Origin of the sequence: Cobetia sp. MB87, assembly GCF_011319755.1 — a bacterium.
Taxonomy (GTDB): Bacteria; Pseudomonadota; Gammaproteobacteria; order Pseudomonadales; family Halomonadaceae; genus Cobetia.
Genome location: NZ_VFBC01000011.1, coordinates 36,207 through 54,768, shown reverse-complemented (window position 1 = coordinate 54,768; position 18,562 = coordinate 36,207). Strand labels below are relative to the sequence as shown.

Below are 18,562 nucleotides of genomic sequence, written 5' to 3'. Positions count from 1 at the left end.
TTCTGGAGTGGCATGAACACGACAACGACCTACGCGACAGCGCCTCTACCCCGCCAGCGCATTGCCGTCATCGGCAGCGGTATCAGCGGCATGTCAGCGGCCTATTACCTGAGTCGCAAGCATGAAGTGCATGTCTTCGAGTCAGCCGAGCGTCTGGGCGGCCACACTGCCACCATGGATGTGCAGGGCGCCGATGGCAGCGACTGGGCCATCGACACCGGCTTCATCGTCTTCAACGACCGCACCTACCCGCATTTCCAGCGCCTGCTGGAACGCCTCGCCGTGGCCTATCAGCCCACCGAGATGAGCTTCTCGGTGCACACCACCGCCGAGGACTTCGAGTACAACGGCCACACCCTGCTGTCGCTGTTCGCCCAGAAGAGCAATCTGCTGCGCCCGCGCTTCTATCGCCTGTTGCGCGACATCCTGCGCTTCAACAAGCAGGCTGCCGACGATCTGGACGACGGCAAGCTCGCCGAGGGCGCGACCCTGGGCAGCTACCTGGATGCCAATGGCTACTCGCAGGTCTTCCGTGAGCATTACCTGCTGCCGATGGGCGCGGCGATCTGGTCCGCCAGCATCGCGGATATCGCGCAGTTCCCGCTGCTGTTCTTCGTGCGCTTCTTCCGCCATCACGGCCTGCTGTCGGTCAATGATCGACCGCAGTGGTTCACGCTGGCCGGTGGCTCACGTACCTACATTGCGCCGCTGACCGAGGGCTACGCCGAGCGCATTCGCCTCAACAGCAAGATCACTCGTGTCCTGCGCGACGCCGACGGGGTGACGCTTGAGCATGCCGATGGCCGCCGTGAACGCTTCGACCAGGTGGTGATGGCGTGTCATGCGCCACAGGCACTGGCACTGCTCGGCGATGCCAGCGAGCTGGAACATGCGGTACTGGGAGCGATCACGACCCAGCGCAATGAGGTAGTGATGCATACCGACACCTCGCTGCTGCCCAGGCGCAAGGCGGCCTGGGCGAGCTGGAACTACCGCCTCGACGGACGCGACGACGCCCAGCGGGCCAGCGTCACCTATGACATGAACATCCTGCAGCGCCTTGATGAGCGCGAGCATCCGCCCCGTGAGACCTTCTGCATCACCCTCAACGACAGTGACGCGATTGATCCCGCTCGGGTGCTGGGCCGTTATGCCTATGACCACCCGCGCTTCACGCTGGCCGCCGAAGCCGCCAAGGCGCGCTTTGCGCAGATTTCCGGCGCACAAGCCAAGGCGGAGGGCCCGGTGGGCCGCACCCATTTCTGTGGTGCCTGGTGGCGCAATGGCTTTCACGAGGATGGCGTATGGAGCGCGCTGCGGGTCGCCGAGGCATTGGGTGCGCGCGAGGCAGACGATTGAGGGCGCCCGCCAGCCGCATCGGCTATGGCACGCTGCGCCACCGCCGCCACGCGCCGCGCCAGCATGCCTTTCGCTATCGTGTCGCCATGGCGTGGCTGGCACTGGATGAGTTGCCAACGCTGATGGCCGGCAAGCGCCTGGTGAGTGCCAGTCATGCCGCGCCACTGGCCTTTCGCGACAGTGACCATCTACCAGCCGCGGTCCACGACATTGCCGATGGTCCACTCGAGGAACGGGTGCGTGCCGCCTGTCAGCGCGAGCTTGCCCACAGTGGTGATCACGCGCCGCTGCCACAGGGACGCATCTTTCTGCTGACCCAACTGCGTCACTTCGGGATCGGCTTCAACCCGATTCGCGTCTATTACCTCTATCACGTCTCCGGCCAGCTGGGCGCCGTGCTCGGAGAGGTAACCAATATCCCCTGGGGGGAGCGCGTGCTGTATGCCGCCCGTACGGACCCGCAGCGTCGCATGCAGGCGGCGCAGTTCGACAAGCGCATGCATGTCTCGCCCTTCATGCCGATGGGCATGCGCTATCACTGGCGCTTCAACGACCCCAGCGCAGATGAGCTGTTGCTGCACATGGAAAACCATCCCCTTACCGGGGATACGGCGCGGATAGCACAGCATTCGCTGTTCGATGCCAGCCTGAGCCTGCATCTGGAACCGGCTACCCCGCGCGCCTTTCATCGCCTGCTGCTGCGCTTCCCCTGGATGACGCTCAAGACGGTCGCAGGCATACATTTCGAGGCGCTGCGTCTGGCGCTCAAGCGCGTGCCGATCTTCGACCATCCGCGCTCGCCGTCTTCATCATGAGGAACTCATCATGAGCCAATTCGAACCCGCCCCCCCCACGCTGGCCACGACCCGGGCACCGGCAGACCGCCTGACCCGGCTATTGCGGCCACGCCTGCTGCGCATGCTCGACAAGCTCGAGGGTGGCAGCCTGACGGTGCTGGAAGGTCGGGAGCGCCACGTGCTGGGTCAGGGCGGCGCGCGCAACGTCACGCTGCGTATCCATGACTCACGCGCGTGGCGGCGTATGGCACTGGGAGGCACCGTCGCGGCGGCGGAGGCCTACATGGATGGCCAGTGGGAGACGGATGATCTGGTCGGGCTGGTACGCCTGTTCGCCTACAATCTCGAACAGGTCAATGACTCGGTGGACAGCGGGACGTCACGCCTGTCCAAGTGGGCGTTGAGCGTCGCCTACGCGCTGGCACGCAATACGCTGGAGGGGTCGAAGCGCAATATCTCGGCGCATTACGATCTCGGCAATGATCTCTTCGAGCTGTTCCTCGATCGCGAGCACCGCATGTATTCCGCGGCGGTGTTCCCCTATCCCGAAGCCAGTCTGGAGGCGGCCTCGACACACAAGCTGGAGAAGCTGTTCAACCTGCTGGAACTGGGGCCGCAGCATCACCTGCTGGAGATCGGCACCGGCTGGGGCGGGCTGGCGATCCATGCCGCAAGAACACGTGGCTGCCGCGTGACCACTACGACCATTTCCGATGAGCAGCACGCCTATACCCAGGCGCGTATCGCCGCGGAAGGGCTGGAGGATCGCATCACCCTGCTCAAGGAAGACTACCGAGCACTGGAAGGTCGCTTCGATCGCATCGTCTCGGTGGAGATGATCGAGGCGGTCGGCCATCAGTACCTGCCGACCTATCTGAAGACCCTCGAGCGCCTGCTCGAGCCGCAAGGCCTGATCGCGCTTCAGGCCATCACGATTCGTGATCAGCGCTTTGCGGCCGCCAGCCGCGAAATGGACTTCATCAAGCGCTACATCTTCCCTGGCGGCTTCCTGCCATCCCATGCGGCGATTCTCACCGCCATGCAGCAGGATACCCAGCTGAACCTGTTGCAGCTCGAGGATATCGGCCTGCACTACGCCGCCACGCTCAAGGCCTGGGGGCAGCGCTTCGAGGCGCGTCTCGGGGAGGTCTATGCACAGGGCTACGACGAGCGCTTCGTGCGCATGTGGCGTTACTACCTGGCGTACTGCGAGGGGGGCTTCCGCGAGCGCACCATCGGCACCTGTCAGCTGTTGCTGGGAGGGCCGGGGGCGCGTCCGATACAGGCGGGGCTCCAGGATTGGGACGCCTGAACATGCTGTCCGAGCGCCCTGGAGCACTGCTCAATGCCGGGCTTTTCCAGCTCGGCTGGTTCTGCTGCGTGCTGGGCGGCTCGACAGTCGCCCTGCTGGCCACGCCTATGATACTGACCGTGCATCTGGGGCTGATCGTGCCAACGGGTGAGCGCCTGCGCGAGCTGCGCTGGCTGGCGGCCTTCCTGGCGTTGGGGATGGTAGTGGATGGCAGCCTGTCACTGGCCGGCGGCTACACCATCACCTCGGACACGCCTGACTGGGCGCACTGGCTGCCCCTGCCTGTCTGGATGTGGTGTCTGTGGCCGCTGTTCGCCAGCACGATCCATCATGCGCTGCGCTGGTTGTGGCAGCGGCCCTGGCTGGCGGCGGCTGGCGGTGCCATCAGCGCGCCGCTGTCCTATTACGGCGGGGCGCAGCTCGCGAATGTGACCCTCGCCGACTGGCTGCTACCCGCCCAGGCATTGATCTGGGGCGGGCTGTGTCTGGGTATCGCACGCCTTCACGGGCCTGCCCAGCGCGCCTGAGAGCATCAGGCAGCCTTGATGGCCAGATTGCCGGCCTCGTAGCCGTTGAGTCGCTCGATGACCTCACCCGCGGGCGCCGGCCGCGAGAAGTAGAATCCCTGGATCCAGCCGCAGCCATTCGATACCAGGTATTCACGCTGCTCAGCGGTCTCGACACCTTCCGCGATCATCTCCATGCCCAGGCCCTTGGCCATCGCCAGCACCGCCATGGTGATGGCGGCATCCGCACGCTCGCCGGGCAGGCTGCGGATGAAGGCGCGGTCCAGCTTGAGCTTGTCCACCGGCAGGTCCTTCAGATAGGCAAGTGACGAATAGCCGGTACCGAAGTCATCCACCGCGATCTGGTGGCCGCGAGCGCGTAGTGCCGCCAGGCGCCGTGAGACGTCGCCGGCACGCTCATCCAGTAATACCGACTCCGTCAGCTCCAGCCCAATGGAGCTGGCAGGCACGTCATACTCCATCAACAGGCCCGCCAGCGAGGCCTCAAAGCCACCCTGGATCAGCTGCAAGGCCGAGACATTGACCCAGATGCACAGGCGATGACCGCCACGCCGCCAGCTGGCCTGCTGCTGTACTGCCTCGCGCAGCACCCAGTTGCCCAGGCGCAACATCAGGCCATGGCGCTCGGCCAGCGGCACGAACTCAGCCGGTGAGATGGCACCCCGCAGCGGGTGCTTCCAGCGCAACAGCGCCTCGACACTCGCGACCTTGCCGGTGCTGGCGTCGTGCTGACATTGATAGTGCAGCTGCAATTGCCCCTGGCTTTCGATGGCGATCCGCAGGTCATTCGCCAGCCCCAGTTGCAGGTCACCACCTGCATCCAGTGCGGGCTGGAAGCGCATGTCGGTATTACGGCCATGTCGCTTGGCGGCATATAGGGCGCTTTCCAGGCGCTGCATCAGCACATCGGCGTCAGCGCCATCATCTGGGGCGCGGCAGCTGCCGATTGACAGCGCAAGGTGTAGCGCCTGATCGCCGATCTCGAAGGGCTTGGTCAGCACCTGGCGCAGCTCATCCACCCAGGCGGTGTGCTCACCACCCGCCGTGGAGCGCAGAATGACGAACTCGTCGCCACCGATGCGCCCTACCACGCCACCACGCGCCAGCGCCGTCAGTCGCTGGGAGAACTGCTGCAACAGGCGATCGCCCCCTTCCGCGCCCAGAGCATCATTGATGCTCTTGAGCGCATCGATATCGATCAACGCCAGGTCCATCGCTTCCCCGGCGCGCAAGCCATTGAGGCGACTGACCAGCAGGTCGCCCAGCCGGCGACGGTTGGGCAGGCCCGTCAGGGCATCTTCCAGTCCCAGACGCTGCAAATCCTGCTCGCGCGCCTTGTGGCGGGTGATATCGGTAAAGAGAGCGACATGGAAGACATCTCCCCCCTGCTCGATACGGCGTGCCCGCAGCCACTCGGGGTATTCATCTCCCTGCTTGCGCCGATTCCAGACCTCGCCCTCCCAGTGGCCATTGACCTCGAGCGCCTGGCGATAACGGGCGTGAAACTCCTCGTCATGACGCCCGGAAGAGAGCAGGGAAGGGTTGCGACCAATGATCTCTTCCGGTGCGTAACCGGTGATATGACTGAAGGCGGCATTCACGGCCAGCACCCGATTGTGGCGATCACTGATCACCAGACCATCACTGCTCAGGTGCACGGCGGCTTCCAGCAGCTGACGATGCAGCAGCTGGCGGCGACGCTGGCGCGCGATGTCCAGACCCGCCAGAACGGCAGGCAGCAACGCGGCGACACGCAGCTCGAGCCCCGGCAACCAGGGCAGCGCTATCAAGGCAACGAGCGCCCCGATGATCAGGGGCCGATTGAAGTGGGCTTGCGGCCACATAAGCAGCTCTCGGTGGAAGGGGGCATCGGGAGTGATCCTGCATTTGCAGGAGCGAGCCACTCTCGGCACGGCTCCAGCGGATTGCGACCGATGCCGGCAAAGGGGATCCCGCGCGAATCACACACTAGCTCCTATCGACCACTTTCGCCCCAGCTGTAGGACTTATTTGCACCCGCCCTTGCTGCCCTTTAGTCTGGCCCCCACGTGCATTCGGGGGTGCCAGCCATTAGACTAGCCCCATTCAGGCGCTCAGGTGCCTCGTACGGCATTACCATCCCGCTACTCGGAATGACTCAGTGACCAAGCAACACTCCTTTACTCGCGACGAGCTGCTGGCCTGTGGCCAGGGCGAACTCTTCGGCCCGGGCAATGCGCAACTGCCTGCTCCCAACATGCTGATGCTGGATCGCATCACTCACATCAGTGAGGAAGGCGGTAGCCACGGCAAGGGTCAGCTGATTGCTGAGCTGGATATCTCTCCGGACCTGTGGTTCTTCGACTGCCACTTCCCGGGTGATCCGGTGATGCCGGGCTGCCTGGGCCTCGATGCCATGTGGCAGCTGGTGGGCTTCCACCTCGGCTGGCTCGGCAATCCGGGCCGTGGCCGCGCGCTGGGCTGCGGCGAGGTCAAATTCTCTGGCCAGGTGCTGCCGACCGCCAAGAAAGTGACCTACACCATCAACATCAAGCGAGTCATCACTCGCAAGCTGATCCTCGGCATCGCCGATGGTACAGTGACAGTTGACGGTCGCGACATCTATCAGGCCAACGACCTGCGCGTCGGTCTGTTCACCTCCACTGCGAACTTCTGAACGGGAGGCTCCCATGCGTAGAGTGGTAGTCACCGGGCTGGGCATTGTTTCCTGCCTGGGCAATGATCGCCAGCAGGTCCTGGAATCGCTCCGCGAAGGACGTTCTGGTATCCGCCGCAAAGAGGAATACGCCGAGCTGGGCTTCCGTAGCCATGTGGCCGGCGTTGTCGACATCAATCTCGAAGACCACATCGATCGCAAGCAATTGCGCTTCATGGGGGATGCTGCAGCCTATGCCTACATCTCCATGGCGCAGGCGATTGCCGATTCCGGTCTCACCGAAGAGCAGGTTTCCCACGAGCGTACCGGCCTGATCGCCGGTTCCGGTGGCGCTTCTTCCGCGAACCAGGTCGAGGCCGCAGACGTGATGCGCGCCAAGGGCCTGCGTCGCGTCGGTCCCTACCGCGTCACTCGCACCATGGGCTCGACCGTTTCTGCCTGTCTGGCCACGCCGTTCAAGATCAAGGGCATCAACTACTCGATTTCCTCGGCCTGTGCCACGTCTGCCCACTGCATCGGTAGCGCCGTGGAACAGATCCAGCTGAACAAGCAGGACATCGTGTTTGCCGGTGGCGGTGAAGAAGAGCACTGGACCCTGTCCTGCCTGTTCGATGCCATGGGCGCCCTGTCCACCAGCTACAACGACACGCCGGAAACCGCATCGCGTCCGTACGACAAGACCCGCGATGGCTTCGTCATCGCTGGCGGCGGCGGCATGCTGGTGCTTGAGGAACTGGAACACGCCAAGGCACGCGGTGCGAAGATCTACGCCGAAGTGACCGGCTATGGCGCGACCTCCGATGGTCACGACATGGTGGCACCGTCCGGCGAAGGTGCAGCACGCTGCATGCGCCAGGCGATGGCGACCGTGAATGGCGATATCGACTACATCAACACCCACGGCACCTCGACGCCGGTGGGTGATGTGGCTGAACTCAAGGCCATCCAGGAAGTCTTCGGTGCCGCCAGCCCGGCAATGAGCTCGACCAAGTCGCTGACGGGTCACTCGCTGGGCGCTACAGGTGTGCAGGAAGCCATCTACTCCATGCTGATGATGGAGAACGACTTCATTGCCGCGTCTGCCAATGTCAGCGAGCTGGATGACCGCGCCGAAGGCCTCGACATCGTCACGACCCGTCGTGATGGCGTCAAGATCGACCGTGTGCTGTCCAACAGCTTCGGCTTCGGTGGCACCAACGCCTGCTTGATTCTGGAACGTTTCCAGGACTGATTCAGCACGCGTTCAGCAGACATGCAGTCTGCAGATACGCGCTGGTGTGAGACACGAAAAGGCCGCCCTTCGGGGCGGCCTTTTTGCTGGCTGTCCGGTGCTTGCTGGAGCACCGGATGCATCAGATGAACAACAGGGAAAGCGTCAGAAAGTCAGGCACCGACACTATCGGCCGCCGCTTCCTCTTCCAGCGGCGGACGCTGGACGCTGGAGATTTCCTGCAGCTTGGCCTCGACCCAGGCCTCGACGTCGGCGATCACCGCATCCGGCTTGCGCCCTGCCGTCTCGATGGCCGGGCCATAGGCGACATGGATGGTGCCCGGGCGCTTGATCCAACTGTCATTGGGCCAGATCTCACCGGCATTGTGCGCCACCGGCACCACCGGCACGCCGGCACGGCAGGCAATCGCGGCACCGGACTTGTTGAACTTCTTGCGCGTCCCCGGCGCGATGCGCGTGCCTTCCGGGAAGATCAGCACGGTAAAGCCGTCCTTGAGGCGCTGAGTGCCCACTGACAGCACCTGCTTGAGCGCCTTGGCCGGCTGGGTGCGATCCAGCGGAATCGGCTCCAGCAGTTTCAGCCCCCAGCCGAAGACCGGAATCTTCAGCAGCTCCTGCTTGAGCACGGTGCATAGCGGGCGCTTGGCCACCTGCAGATAGATGGTTTCCCACTCGCTCTGGTGGTTGGCCAGCAGCACGCAGGCCCCCTCAGGCAAGGCGTCACGTCCAGTCACCTGCACCTTCACGCCGCAGGTCAGTCGGAACCACCACAGCACGATATGGTTGTAGCTATGCAGGACACGGTAGCGCGCCTGTAGCGGAAGGCAGGCCGCCAGCGGCACCAGCACCACGGCGCTGAGCAGCAACGCCATGAAATAACCTACATAAAACAGCACGCTACGCAGCGCATTCACAGGCACAGTCTCCACAGGTCAGATCGAATCAGGGCGAGATGAGCCGGAGGCGCGCTGCGCGATCCAGTCATCCATCAGGCGGGATAGTTCGAGGCGCCACGGCTTCTGATGCACACCGAAGGTGTCCAGCACGCGACGGCAGTTGAGCACACGCCGCAGCGGCGTACCGGCGTTGAGGGTCAGCGCCTTGAGCGGGCCTGCGGCCACCGTCTCGCCCAGCCCCTCGAGGCGGGTGATCAACTGGGTGCGCACGACACTGACGAAGGCGTAGGTGCTGATGGGCTCGGTGCCGGCCAGATGATAGGCCCCCCAGGCATCCGCACCGCAGCGCTGTTGCTGAAGCATGCCGATCAACGCCATCGCCACGGCATCGACACTGGTCGGGCACAGTATGACGTCCTCGGCGGCACGCACCTCCTCCCCCGCCAGCAGGCGTTCGATCAACGTCGGCAACCAGGCATCGCGCCCTTCCGGACCGAACAGCGGGCCCAGGCGCACGATCAGGTGATTGGGCAGCTCGGCACGGATGCGATCACCGGTCGCGATGACACGGCGCAGCGCCGTATCGATCGGCGAGGGCACTTCGTCCTCGTCGAGTAAGCCTTCGCCGCCCTGCTCGAACATCTGATCTGCCACGCACCATACCAGCGGTGTACCGGTCTCGATGCAGGCAGCCAGCACTTGCTCCACCGCCTCGGCATGCGCCATCACCTCGGCAGGTGCGGAATCGGCCGGACGTGCGAACGGCGGCACGATGACGACATCCGCCTGGCTGGCACGGATGTCATCGGCATCGATACGGTCTGACTCGACGGCATTGAGCTCCAGGTCAGCGCGCGTACCGGCCGCACGGATAAGACCCAGGCCAAGACAATGCCCAGCATCTAGCAGCAAGAGTTTCACAGGCAGGCTCCAGCAAACAGGCGCATCGCCGCAAGAGGCGACGATGCAAAGATGTCATTCTATCAACCTTGCAGACTGGCTGCAGGCCCGTTGTTGCGTGGAGTGATGGGGATCAGCGGGGCGCCGATCGGGTGAGGGCGGCCGATGCCGTAGCCTTGCACGAAGTCGACACCGATCAACTCGAGGGCGGGAATCAGCTCAAGACGCTCGACATATTCCGCCACCGTGATGATGCCCATCTGGGCACAGATGCCACAGATGGCGGAGACGATGGCGGCGTCAAGGCTATCGCGTGTCAGGTTGCGCACGAAGGCGCCGTCGATCTTGAGCTGATTGACCGGCAGCTCCTTGAGATAGGCAAAGGACGACATGCCGCTGCCAAAGTCGTCCAGAGCGAAGCTGCAGCCGAGCCGGCGCATGCTGTAGATGAACTCGCGCGCCTGGGCCAGATTGCTGATGGCCGCCGTCTCGGTGATCTCGAAACATAGCCGCTGTGGCATGACGGAGCTTTGCGTGACCAGCGACGCCAGCTGATCGCGCATGCGCAGATCGCCCATGCTCTGGCCGGAGAGATTGATCGCCAGCACGGCATCCGACTCGATGCGACCGTCATCAGACTCAAGAACCTGCAGCGCCTGGGTGACGACCCAGATATCAATCTCGGGCATCAGGCCGAATCGCTCCGCCGTCGCCATGAAGTGCGCCGGGGCCAGGTGCTCGCCCGAGTCGTTGACGTAGCGCAGCAGCACCTCGTAGTAGGGCTTGCTGGTGACATCACTCAGCGAGCGGATCGGCTGGATATACAGCGTGAAGCGATCATTCTCCAGCGCCTCGTGCAGCAGCGGCAGCCACTGCACCTCGCGCTGGGCACGCTCGAATCCCGCATCTCCGTCATGGTAGGCATGCACCTGATTGCGCCCGCTCTGCTTGGCCATGTAGCAGGCACCATCCGCCTGACGCAGGACCTCGGAGGCCTGGACACCACTTTCGACCGGCGCGACCCCGATGCTGACGCCCAACTGGAATGGCCGTCCCTCATCGTAGTAGCGATAGGCACTGACGGCCGCGCACAGCGCTTCGGCACGCTCGATGGCCTGCTCGCGAGAGCAGCGATAGAGCAACACGGCGAACTCATCGCCCCCCAGGCGCGCCAGCACATCCGTTTCCCGCACATGTGCTCGCATCAGCGCGGAGAGCTCGCGCAATACGGTGTCTCCGGCCGCGTGGCCGCAGGTATCATTGACCACCTTGAAGAAGTCGAGGTCCAGGTACAGCAGCTGATGAAAACCGCCATCGGCCAACGCCTCGGTGAGAGAGTCATCGAAGGCGGTGCGATTGTGCAGCCCTGTCAGGCTGTCGTGATGTGCCTGGAAGTTGAGGCGCCGAATCATGGCCTGGCGATAGCTGATGTCGCGGAAGACCAGTACCGCCCCCTCGACATCCCCACTGCGACGGCGCACGGGCGAGGCCTTGAGCTCAACGGCACATTCACTGCCATCGCGTGCCACCAGTAGCGTCTGGCTGGACATGTGGACCACTTCGCCGCGCTGCAAGACCCCTTCCAGCTGGTTGGCAACGGACTGCAACGTACCTTCATGGCGCAGCTGCAAGATACGCGTCCAGGGGCGCCCGCGGGCCAGCGACGGGTCCCAGCCACACAATTCGGCAGCGATGGGGTTGATGTGCTGGATGTGGCCCTCGCGATCGAGGCTGATCACTCCCTCATCGATGGAATCCAGCATGACCGCCACCTGATCGCGCTCATGACGCAGCTCCCGGGTCCGATACTCCAGCAGACCATCCAGACGCGAACGGTAATGACGGCTGCGACGCATGCGCTGCTCGGCACTGATGGCCAGGAGTGCCAGCCCCAGTACAGCCAGGGTCGCGATCGCGATGGCCAGGGCCAGCCACAGATTCTGCCCGGAGTTCATGCCCGCCCCGGCGGGGGAGATGATGGGCGTGGTCAACGGCATCATCTCCATCGCCGCCATGCCGATGTAATGCATGCCGGCGATGGCAAGCCCCATCGCGCCGGCCGCCAAGGCCTGATAAGTGCGATTGGGGCGACGCTGGCGCAAGAAGAAGCCTCCCAGCCACAGGGCCGCCGTCGCGGCCACCACCGCCACCACGATGGACACCGCGAACAGCAGCGGGTCATAGCGGTAGGGCATGTTCATCTGCATCGCCGCCATGCCGGTGTAGTGCATCGTGGCGATGCCACCGCCCATGATGGCCCCGCTCGTCATCAACAACATCGGCGTCAGACGTGGCAGCGTATTCACCCAGAGCGCCAGCCCCGAGGCCAGCATCGCGATCAGCACCGACAACGCCGTCAGACCGGGCGCATAGGTGACCGAAGTCTGACTTTCATATGCCAGCATGCCGATGAAATGCATGGCCCAGATACCCAGCCCCATCGCCACGGATCCGCCCACCAGCCAACCCAGGCTGGTGGCGCGCGAAGGGGCCAGCGCGACCTGACGAATCAGCTGCAGCGCTGCATGTGAAGCCAGCACGGCGACCACGATTGACAGGGCGACCAGTGGATAGGAATAACTGCCATGCATGAATAACCTCGATCATCAGGGGCATGCCACAGTCGGCAAGGATAGGGGCAGAAATCCGACAACGGCGTCATGTCGCCAGCACCCTCTCTGGAGTACCACGACAGGCTTCTCAGACCATGGATTGCCACCCGACAACCTTGGCAGCCCAGCGGCGAGATAACAAAAGAATACGGACACGAAGCGTTATTGCACAACGCTCGTTTGCAACGCATGTATGACTCGCGCCCAACCATCCTTACGCGCGGCACAAGCCACTGGATGTCGCGCTCGAAATCATTTTTCAATATCAGCGATAACTCATGAAAAAACAGTTGTTTATATAAACAGAATCAAGAAAACCTCATGGTTAATTCAAAAAAAAGCCCTCGCTTAACGAGGGCCTTTTCATCGTCATCGCTTGCGCGTTCTATCGGCGCACAGGCGAAAAACTTTATTCAGAACGGGATTTCATCATCGAAATCATCGAAGCTGCCCGCGGGCGGTGCACCGAAATTGTTGTTCTGGGAGTTGTTCTGCTGGGCAGGCTGCTGGCCACCGAAGTTGTTGCCCTGCTGGGGTGTCGGCTGCTGACCACCGAACTGACCGCCTTGCTGAGGGGCCGGCTGCTGACCACCGAACTGGCCACCTTGCTGCGGGGCCGGCTGCTGAGCACCGAACTGGCCACCTTGCTGGGGAGCTGCGGCCGGTTGCTGGCCGCCCTGCTGGGGCGCCTGCTGCGGGCGACCACCAGCGAAGTTGCCGCCGCCACCTTCCCCACGCGTATCCAGCATCTGCATGTCGTTGGCCACGATTTCCGTGCTGTAACGGTCATTGCCGTTCTGATCCTGCCACTTGCGCGTCTGCAGGCGGCCTTCAATATACAGGCGAGAGCCTTTCTTGACGTATTGCTGAGCCACTTCAGCCAGCTTGTTGAACATCACCACACGGTGCCATTCGGTGCGTTCCTGACGCTGACCGCTCTGGCGATCGTTCCAGGTGTCCGTCGTCGCGAGGTTCAGGTTGCACACCGCACTACCGGACGGGGTGAAGCGAACTTCCGGGTCTTGACCGAGATTACCGATCAGAATGACCTTGTTTACGCCACGAGCCATGAAGATTACTCCTGCAAATAGACCAGTGCGCCATGGGCACCGGAGAAGGTATCAAGTGCACCGGCAATGTATTGCCGATGTCAGGGTTCAGCTGGCAGGCACTTCCGCGCCTGCCGGAGTTTCGTCATCACGCTGGCGAGTGAATCGGGCCAGCGCCTTGTCATCCAGTGTATCGCGTGTGACCTTGAGATAAGCGACCCGCTCCTCACGCACCACGAGCGCCTCTTCCACGCCGACGATGGCCAGCAGGCGTGTCTGCAGCTCAACGGCCGACAATTGCGAGGCCTCGGGGGACAGGCCGATCACTTCACTGCCCAGATGTCGCGGCGGTTGCATGCCCCACACCACGGCCAGCCACAGAATGGCGACCAGTCCCATGGCGAAGAACACTCCACTCAGACCGAAATGCCCGGTCAGCCAGCCACCCCCGACACCACCCACGAAGGCACCCAGGAATTGACTGGTGGAATAGACCCCCATCGCCGTGCCCTTGGCACCGGCCGGGGCCAGTTTGGAGATCATCGACGGCAAGGTCGCCTCAAGCAGGTTGAAGGCGACGAAGAACAGCCACAGCAGGCCGAGGAACATCGCCAGCCCCGCATGCTCGATGCCATCGACTCCCAGCAGCAGCAAGCTTGTCGCGATGGTCGCGACGGCCCCCAGGAAGACAGGCTTCATGCGCCGATACTTCTCGGCCACGATGACCAGCGGCAGCATGGCGATAAAGGCCAGCCCCATCAATGGTAGGTAGATCCAGCCGTGATGTGCAGGAGCGATGCCGAAATTGACCAGCTGCTGGGGGATGGCCACGAAGCAGGCGGTCAGGATCATGTGCAGCGCAAAGATCGACACATCCATGCGCAACAATGCGGAATTCGCGAGGATACCCTTGAGCTGGCGCCTATCAAGCCCCACATCCTGATGTTGACGCCTGGGCGCAGCTGGCACCAGTTTCCAGAGCACGAACAGGCTCGCGACGGCCATCACGGCGGTCAACCAGAAGACCCCCGACAGGCCGAAGGCGTCTGCGGCCAATGGCCCTGCGACCATCGCCAGCGCAAAGGCGACCCCGATCGACATGCCGATGGAGGCCATCGCCATGGTGCGAACCTCCTCCCGGGTCTGATCGGCCAGCAGTGCCATGATCGCCCCCGCCACGGCGCCGCTGCCTTGCAGACAGCGCCCGAGGATGATCATCTCGATGCTGTTGGCCGTCGCCGCGACCAGCGAGCCCAGAATGAACAACCCGAGCCCGAAGCCGATCACGGCCTTGCGCCCCAGCCGGTCTGACAGCCAGCCGAACGGAATCTGCAGCAATGCCTGGGTCAGCCCGTAGCCGCCCAGCGCCACACCGACCAGAGTCGGCGTCGCACCGGTCAGGTCACGGGTATAGAGCGCCAGTACCGGCAACACCATGAACAGCCCCAGCATGCGAGTCGCATAGAGGCTGGCAAGGCCGACGATGGCGCGGCGTTCCGGCGCGAGCAGTCGAGAGGTTTTCATGGGCGGCGGCGGGCTCCGGAGCATGACAGTCAAGAAGAGGGAGGCCGACCACGTGGGTCGCCGAGATGTGACGTCCAAGGGTGGTCGCCCACCAATGGACTGCATATTCTAAGGCCCGCTTGGCGGCTTTGAAAGCATGCAGCCTTTGCCGGGTGTTTCACCCGCGCCTTATAATCGTTGCTTTTATCGACGCAGCCCGAGGTGGCAATGGACAGGATTCAGGTGAGGGGTGCGCGCACCCACAACCTCAAGAACATCGATGTCGAACTGCCGCGTGACAAGCTGATCGTGGTGACCGGACTTTCCGGTTCCGGCAAGTCATCACTTGCCTTTGACACTCTCTACGCCGAGGGACAGCGGCGCTACGTCGAATCACTGTCCACCTACGCACGTCAGTTCCTGTCGATGATGGAAAAGCCGGACATCGACCATATCGAAGGTCTGTCGCCGGCGATTTCCATCGAACAGAAATCGACCTCGCACAACCCGCGCTCCACCGTCGGCACCATCACCGAGATCTATGACTATCTGCGCCTGCTGTATGCCCGCGCCGGTACGCCACGCTGTCCGGATCACGGCATCGACCTGGAAGCCCAGACCATCTCGCAGATGGTCGATCAGGCCCTCGCCCTGCCGGAAGGCAGCAAGCTGATGTTGTTGGCTCCAGTGGTCAGTGGTCGCAAGGGGGAGCATCTACAGCTGCTCTCCGAGCTGCGCGCCCAAGGCTTCGTACGGGCTCGCATCGACGGCGTGATCGTCGAGCTGGATGACCTCAAGCCGCTGGAGAAGAACAAGAAGCATGACATCGACGTCGTCGTCGATCGCTTCAAGGTGCGCGAAGACCTCAAGCAGCGCCTGGCCGAATCCTTCGAGACCGCGCTGAATCTGGCCGACGGTAGCGCTCGCCTGCACTTCATGGATGGCGAACAGGAAGACTTGGTCTTCTCTTCGCGCTTCGCCTGTCCGGTGTGTGGCTATGCGCTGGCCGAGCTGGAACCGCGCCTGTTCTCCTTCAACAACCCGGCCGGCGCCTGCCCGACCTGTGACGGCCTGGGCGTGAAGCAGTATTTCGATCCCGAGAAACTGATCAGCCACCCTGAACTGTCACTGGCCGAAGGCGTCATCAAGGGCTGGGACCGCCGCAGTGTCTACTACTTCAGCCAGCTGCAGGCCGTTGCCGAGCATTATGGCTTCGCGCTGGAAGCGGCCTGGGAGTCGCTCAGCGATGAAGCGCGTGACGCCGTGCTCAACGGCAGCGGCCGCGAGGACATCGCCTTCAGCTACGTGAATGACCGTGGCCGCAAGGTGACCCGCGAGCACCCCTTCGAGGGCGTGCTGCCCAACATGGAGCGCCGTTACCGCGAGACCGAATCCAACATGGTGCGCGAGGACCTCGCCCGCTATCTGGCGGTCCAGCCGTGCCCGAGCTGCGACGGCTCGCGCCTGCGTCGTGAAGCGCGCAACGTCTATGTCGATGACCGCACACTCTCCGAGGTCGTGCGTCAGCCGATCGGTGAAGCATGGGAAGAGTTCGGCAAGCTGAGCCTGCCGGGACGCAAGGGCGAGATCGCCGCCAAGATCGTGCATGAGATCCAGGCGCGCCTCGAATTTCTCGTCAATGTCGGCCTCGACTATCTGACCCTGGAGCGCAGCGCCGACACCCTGTCTGGCGGTGAGGCGCAGCGTATCCGTCTCGCCAGCCAGATCGGTGCCGGCCTGGTCGGGGTGATGTACATCCTCGATGAGCCGTCCATCGGCCTGCATCAGCGTGACAATGATCGCCTGCTCAAGACGCTGATCCATCTGCGCGACCTGGGCAACACCGTGATCGTGGTCGAGCATGATGAGGACGCGATTCGCGCCGCCGACCACGTGCTGGATATCGGCCCGGGCGCCGGCGTGCATGGTGGCGAGATCGTCGCCCAGGGCACGCCGGAGCAGATCGAGGCGACGCCTGGCTCATTGACCGGGCAATACCTGAGCGGCGAGCGCGAGATCGCCGTGCCGCCCTACCGCCTTCCGGCCAACCCTGACAAGGTGCTGCGCCTGACCGGCGCCACCGGCAACAACCTGCAGGATGTGACGCTGACGCTGCCGACAGGCCTGCTGACGTGCATCACCGGGGTCTCGGGCTCAGGCAAGTCGACGCTGATCAATGCCACCCTGATGCCGCTGGCGGCGCGTGAGCTCAATCGGGCCACCACCCTGACGCCTGCGCCCTATGGCACCATCGAAGGGCTGGATCTGTTCGACAAGATGGTCGATATCGACCAGAGCCCCATCGGACGGACGCCGCGCTCCAACCCGGCGACCTATACCGGCATCTTCACGCCGATTCGCGAGCTGTTCTCCGGCACCCAGGAAGCACGTGCCCGCGGCTACAAGCCGGGCCGCTTCAGCTTCAACGTCAAGGGTGGCCGCTGTGAGGCCTGTCAGGGCGATGGCCTGATCAAGGTCGAGATGCACTTCCTGCCCGACATGTACGTGCCCTGCGATGTCTGCAAGGGCAAGCGCTATAACCGCGAGACCCTCGAGGTTCAGTACAAGGGCAAGAACATCCACGAAGTGCTGGAGATGACCATCGAGGAGGCGCTGGAGTTCTTCTCGCCGGTTCCGGCCATTGCCCGCCGTCTGCAGACACTGATGGATGTCGGCCTCTCCTACGTCCGCCTCGGCCAGAGCGCGACCACGCTGTCCGGCGGTGAAGCCCAGCGCGTCAAGCTGGCGCGCGAGCTGGCCAAGCGCGATACCGGCAAGACGCTCTATATTCTCGATGAGCCGACCACCGGTCTGCACTTCGAGGATATTCGCCAGCTGCTGGTCGTGTTGCACCGCCTGCGTGATCACGGCAATACCGTGGTCGTGATCGAGCACAACCTGGATGTGATCAAGACCGCCGACTGGCTGATCGACCTTGGTCCGGAAGGTGGCTCAGGCGGCGGTCAGATCATCGCCGAAGGCACGCCGGAGCAACTGGCCACGCAGGAGATCTCGCACACCGGCCGCTTCCTGGCCCCGTTGCTGGAGCGCCAGAAAGCCACCAGTGCCACCGCGAGCAGCAAGAAGAAGGCCGAGACCAGCAGCTAGGCGCCGGCTTGGGCCCCTCAGCTCCTCTGATTCACCTCGCCCCAGCACACTCTCAACACCCGGGGCGAGGTGAACCTTTCGGCAAATGACACGCCCGTGTCACCCGACCAACTGCCAGGCATATGCCAGGTATAAAAAAAGGCCAACCCGTGAGGGTTGGCCTTTTCTTGTGGACGAAGCAAGCCGAAGCTTACTCTTCGCCCGCTGCCTCGGAGGCAACCGGACGATCGACCAGCTCGACGAATGCCATCGGGGCATTGTCACCGGCGCGATAGCCGCACTTCAGGATGCGCAGGTAACCGCCCGGACGGGAGGTGTAGCGCGGGCCGAGCTCATTGAAGAGCTTGCCGACCGCTTCCTTGGAGCGCGTGCGAGAGAACGCCAAACGGCGGTTCGCAACGGTGTCCTGCTTGGCCAGGGTGATCAGCGGCTCGATATGACGACGCAGTTCCTTGGCTTTCGGCAGGGTAGTCTTGATGACTTCGTGCTCTACCAGAGAGATGCACATGTTCTTGAACATGGCTTCACGGTGAGAGCTGGTACGGTTCAGGTGACGACCACTCTTACGATGACGCATGGTTGTGATTCCTTACCAGTCTGGGGCTTGAGCCG

Annotated in this window: 14 protein-coding genes; 7 read left to right on the top strand and 7 right to left on the bottom strand. The window is 63.3% G+C overall.

Going from position 1 to position 18,562, the window contains the following annotated elements; translation table 11 throughout:
* Positions 1-12: 12 nt before the first annotated feature.
* From CDPAHKCJ_RS12490 to CDPAHKCJ_RS12475, 4 genes are read left to right on the top strand one after another with little or no spacing between them, the layout of a single operon-like run.
* Positions 13-1,359: an FAD-dependent oxidoreductase gene (locus CDPAHKCJ_RS12490; RefSeq protein ID WP_166020061.1), complete on the top strand. Its 1,347-nt coding sequence runs from the start codon at positions 13-15 to the stop codon at positions 1,357-1,359.
* Positions 1,356-2,174 (top strand): DUF1365 domain-containing protein, encoded by an 819-nt coding sequence (locus CDPAHKCJ_RS12485; protein WP_240916799.1) that lies wholly within the window; start codon positions 1,356-1,358, stop codon positions 2,172-2,174. Before CDPAHKCJ_RS12490 ends, CDPAHKCJ_RS12485 begins: the two co-directional genes overlap by 4 nt.
* Positions 2,175-2,184: 10 nt before the next feature.
* Positions 2,185-3,468: a cyclopropane-fatty-acyl-phospholipid synthase family protein gene (locus CDPAHKCJ_RS12480; protein ID WP_166020059.1), complete on the top strand. Its 1,284-nt coding sequence runs from the start codon at positions 2,185-2,187 to the stop codon at positions 3,466-3,468.
* Between the two features lie 2 nt (positions 3,469-3,470).
* Positions 3,471-3,995 (top strand): DUF2878 domain-containing protein, encoded by a 525-nt coding sequence (locus CDPAHKCJ_RS12475; protein ID WP_166020058.1) that lies wholly within the window; start codon positions 3,471-3,473, stop codon positions 3,993-3,995.
* Positions 3,996-4,000: 5 nt separating this feature from the next.
* Here the strand turns inward: CDPAHKCJ_RS12475 and CDPAHKCJ_RS12470 are convergent, their stop codons facing one another.
* Positions 4,001-5,839: a GGDEF domain-containing phosphodiesterase gene (locus CDPAHKCJ_RS12470; protein WP_166020057.1), complete on the bottom strand. Its 1,839-nt coding sequence runs from the start codon at positions 5,837-5,839 to the stop codon at positions 4,001-4,003.
* A 296-nt stretch (positions 5,840-6,135) separates the two neighbouring features.
* Between CDPAHKCJ_RS12470 and fabA the strand changes: the two genes are divergently transcribed.
* Both fabA and fabB read left to right on the top strand, forming a co-directional pair.
* Positions 6,136-6,651 (top strand): 3-hydroxyacyl-[acyl-carrier-protein] dehydratase FabA, encoded by a 516-nt coding sequence (fabA, locus tag CDPAHKCJ_RS12465; RefSeq protein ID WP_043334808.1) that lies wholly within the window; start codon positions 6,136-6,138, stop codon positions 6,649-6,651.
* A 13-nt stretch (positions 6,652-6,664) separates the two neighbouring features.
* A complete protein-coding gene (fabB, locus tag CDPAHKCJ_RS12460; protein ID WP_043334810.1) occupies positions 6,665-7,882 on the top strand; it encodes a beta-ketoacyl-ACP synthase I in 1,218 nt (405 codons plus the stop codon).
* Between the two features lie 152 nt (positions 7,883-8,034).
* On the opposite strand, the gene CDPAHKCJ_RS12455 is transcribed toward fabB, so the two are convergent.
* The 5 genes from CDPAHKCJ_RS12455 to CDPAHKCJ_RS12435 all read right to left on the bottom strand — a co-directional run bounded on the left by CDPAHKCJ_RS12455 (position 8,035) and on the right by CDPAHKCJ_RS12435 (position 14,863).
* The gene (locus CDPAHKCJ_RS12455) at positions 8,035-8,754 is read right to left on the bottom strand and encodes a lysophospholipid acyltransferase family protein (RefSeq protein ID WP_166020099.1); all 720 of its coding nucleotides are present in this window, start codon (positions 8,752-8,754) and stop codon (positions 8,035-8,037) included.
* Between the two features lie 60 nt (positions 8,755-8,814).
* The gene (locus CDPAHKCJ_RS12450) at positions 8,815-9,699 is read right to left on the bottom strand and encodes a sugar nucleotide-binding protein (RefSeq protein ID WP_166020056.1); all 885 of its coding nucleotides are present in this window, start codon (positions 9,697-9,699) and stop codon (positions 8,815-8,817) included.
* A gap of 62 nt (positions 9,700-9,761) precedes the next feature.
* Positions 9,762-12,269, bottom strand: a complete 2,508-nt coding sequence (locus CDPAHKCJ_RS12445) for an EAL domain-containing protein (RefSeq protein WP_166020055.1) — start codon at positions 12,267-12,269, stop codon at positions 9,762-9,764.
* A 434-nt stretch (positions 12,270-12,703) separates the two neighbouring features.
* Positions 12,704-13,360 (bottom strand): single-stranded DNA-binding protein, encoded by a 657-nt coding sequence (ssb, locus tag CDPAHKCJ_RS12440; RefSeq protein ID WP_166020054.1) that lies wholly within the window; start codon positions 13,358-13,360, stop codon positions 12,704-12,706.
* Between the two features lie 87 nt (positions 13,361-13,447).
* A complete protein-coding gene (locus tag CDPAHKCJ_RS12435; RefSeq protein WP_166020053.1) occupies positions 13,448-14,863 on the bottom strand; it encodes an MFS transporter in 1,416 nt (471 codons plus the stop codon).
* A 207-nt stretch (positions 14,864-15,070) separates the two neighbouring features.
* On the opposite strand from CDPAHKCJ_RS12435, the gene uvrA reads away from it, so the two are divergent.
* Complete coding sequence (gene uvrA, locus CDPAHKCJ_RS12430) at positions 15,071-17,950, top strand: excinuclease ABC subunit UvrA (protein WP_166020052.1); 2,880 nt, start codon at positions 15,071-15,073, stop codon at positions 17,948-17,950.
* A gap of 190 nt (positions 17,951-18,140) precedes the next feature.
* Here the strand turns inward: uvrA and rplQ are convergent, their stop codons facing one another.
* Positions 18,141-18,527 (bottom strand): 50S ribosomal protein L17, encoded by a 387-nt coding sequence (gene rplQ / locus CDPAHKCJ_RS12425; RefSeq protein WP_043334820.1) that lies wholly within the window; start codon positions 18,525-18,527, stop codon positions 18,141-18,143.
* Positions 18,528-18,562 lie beyond the last annotated feature (35 nt).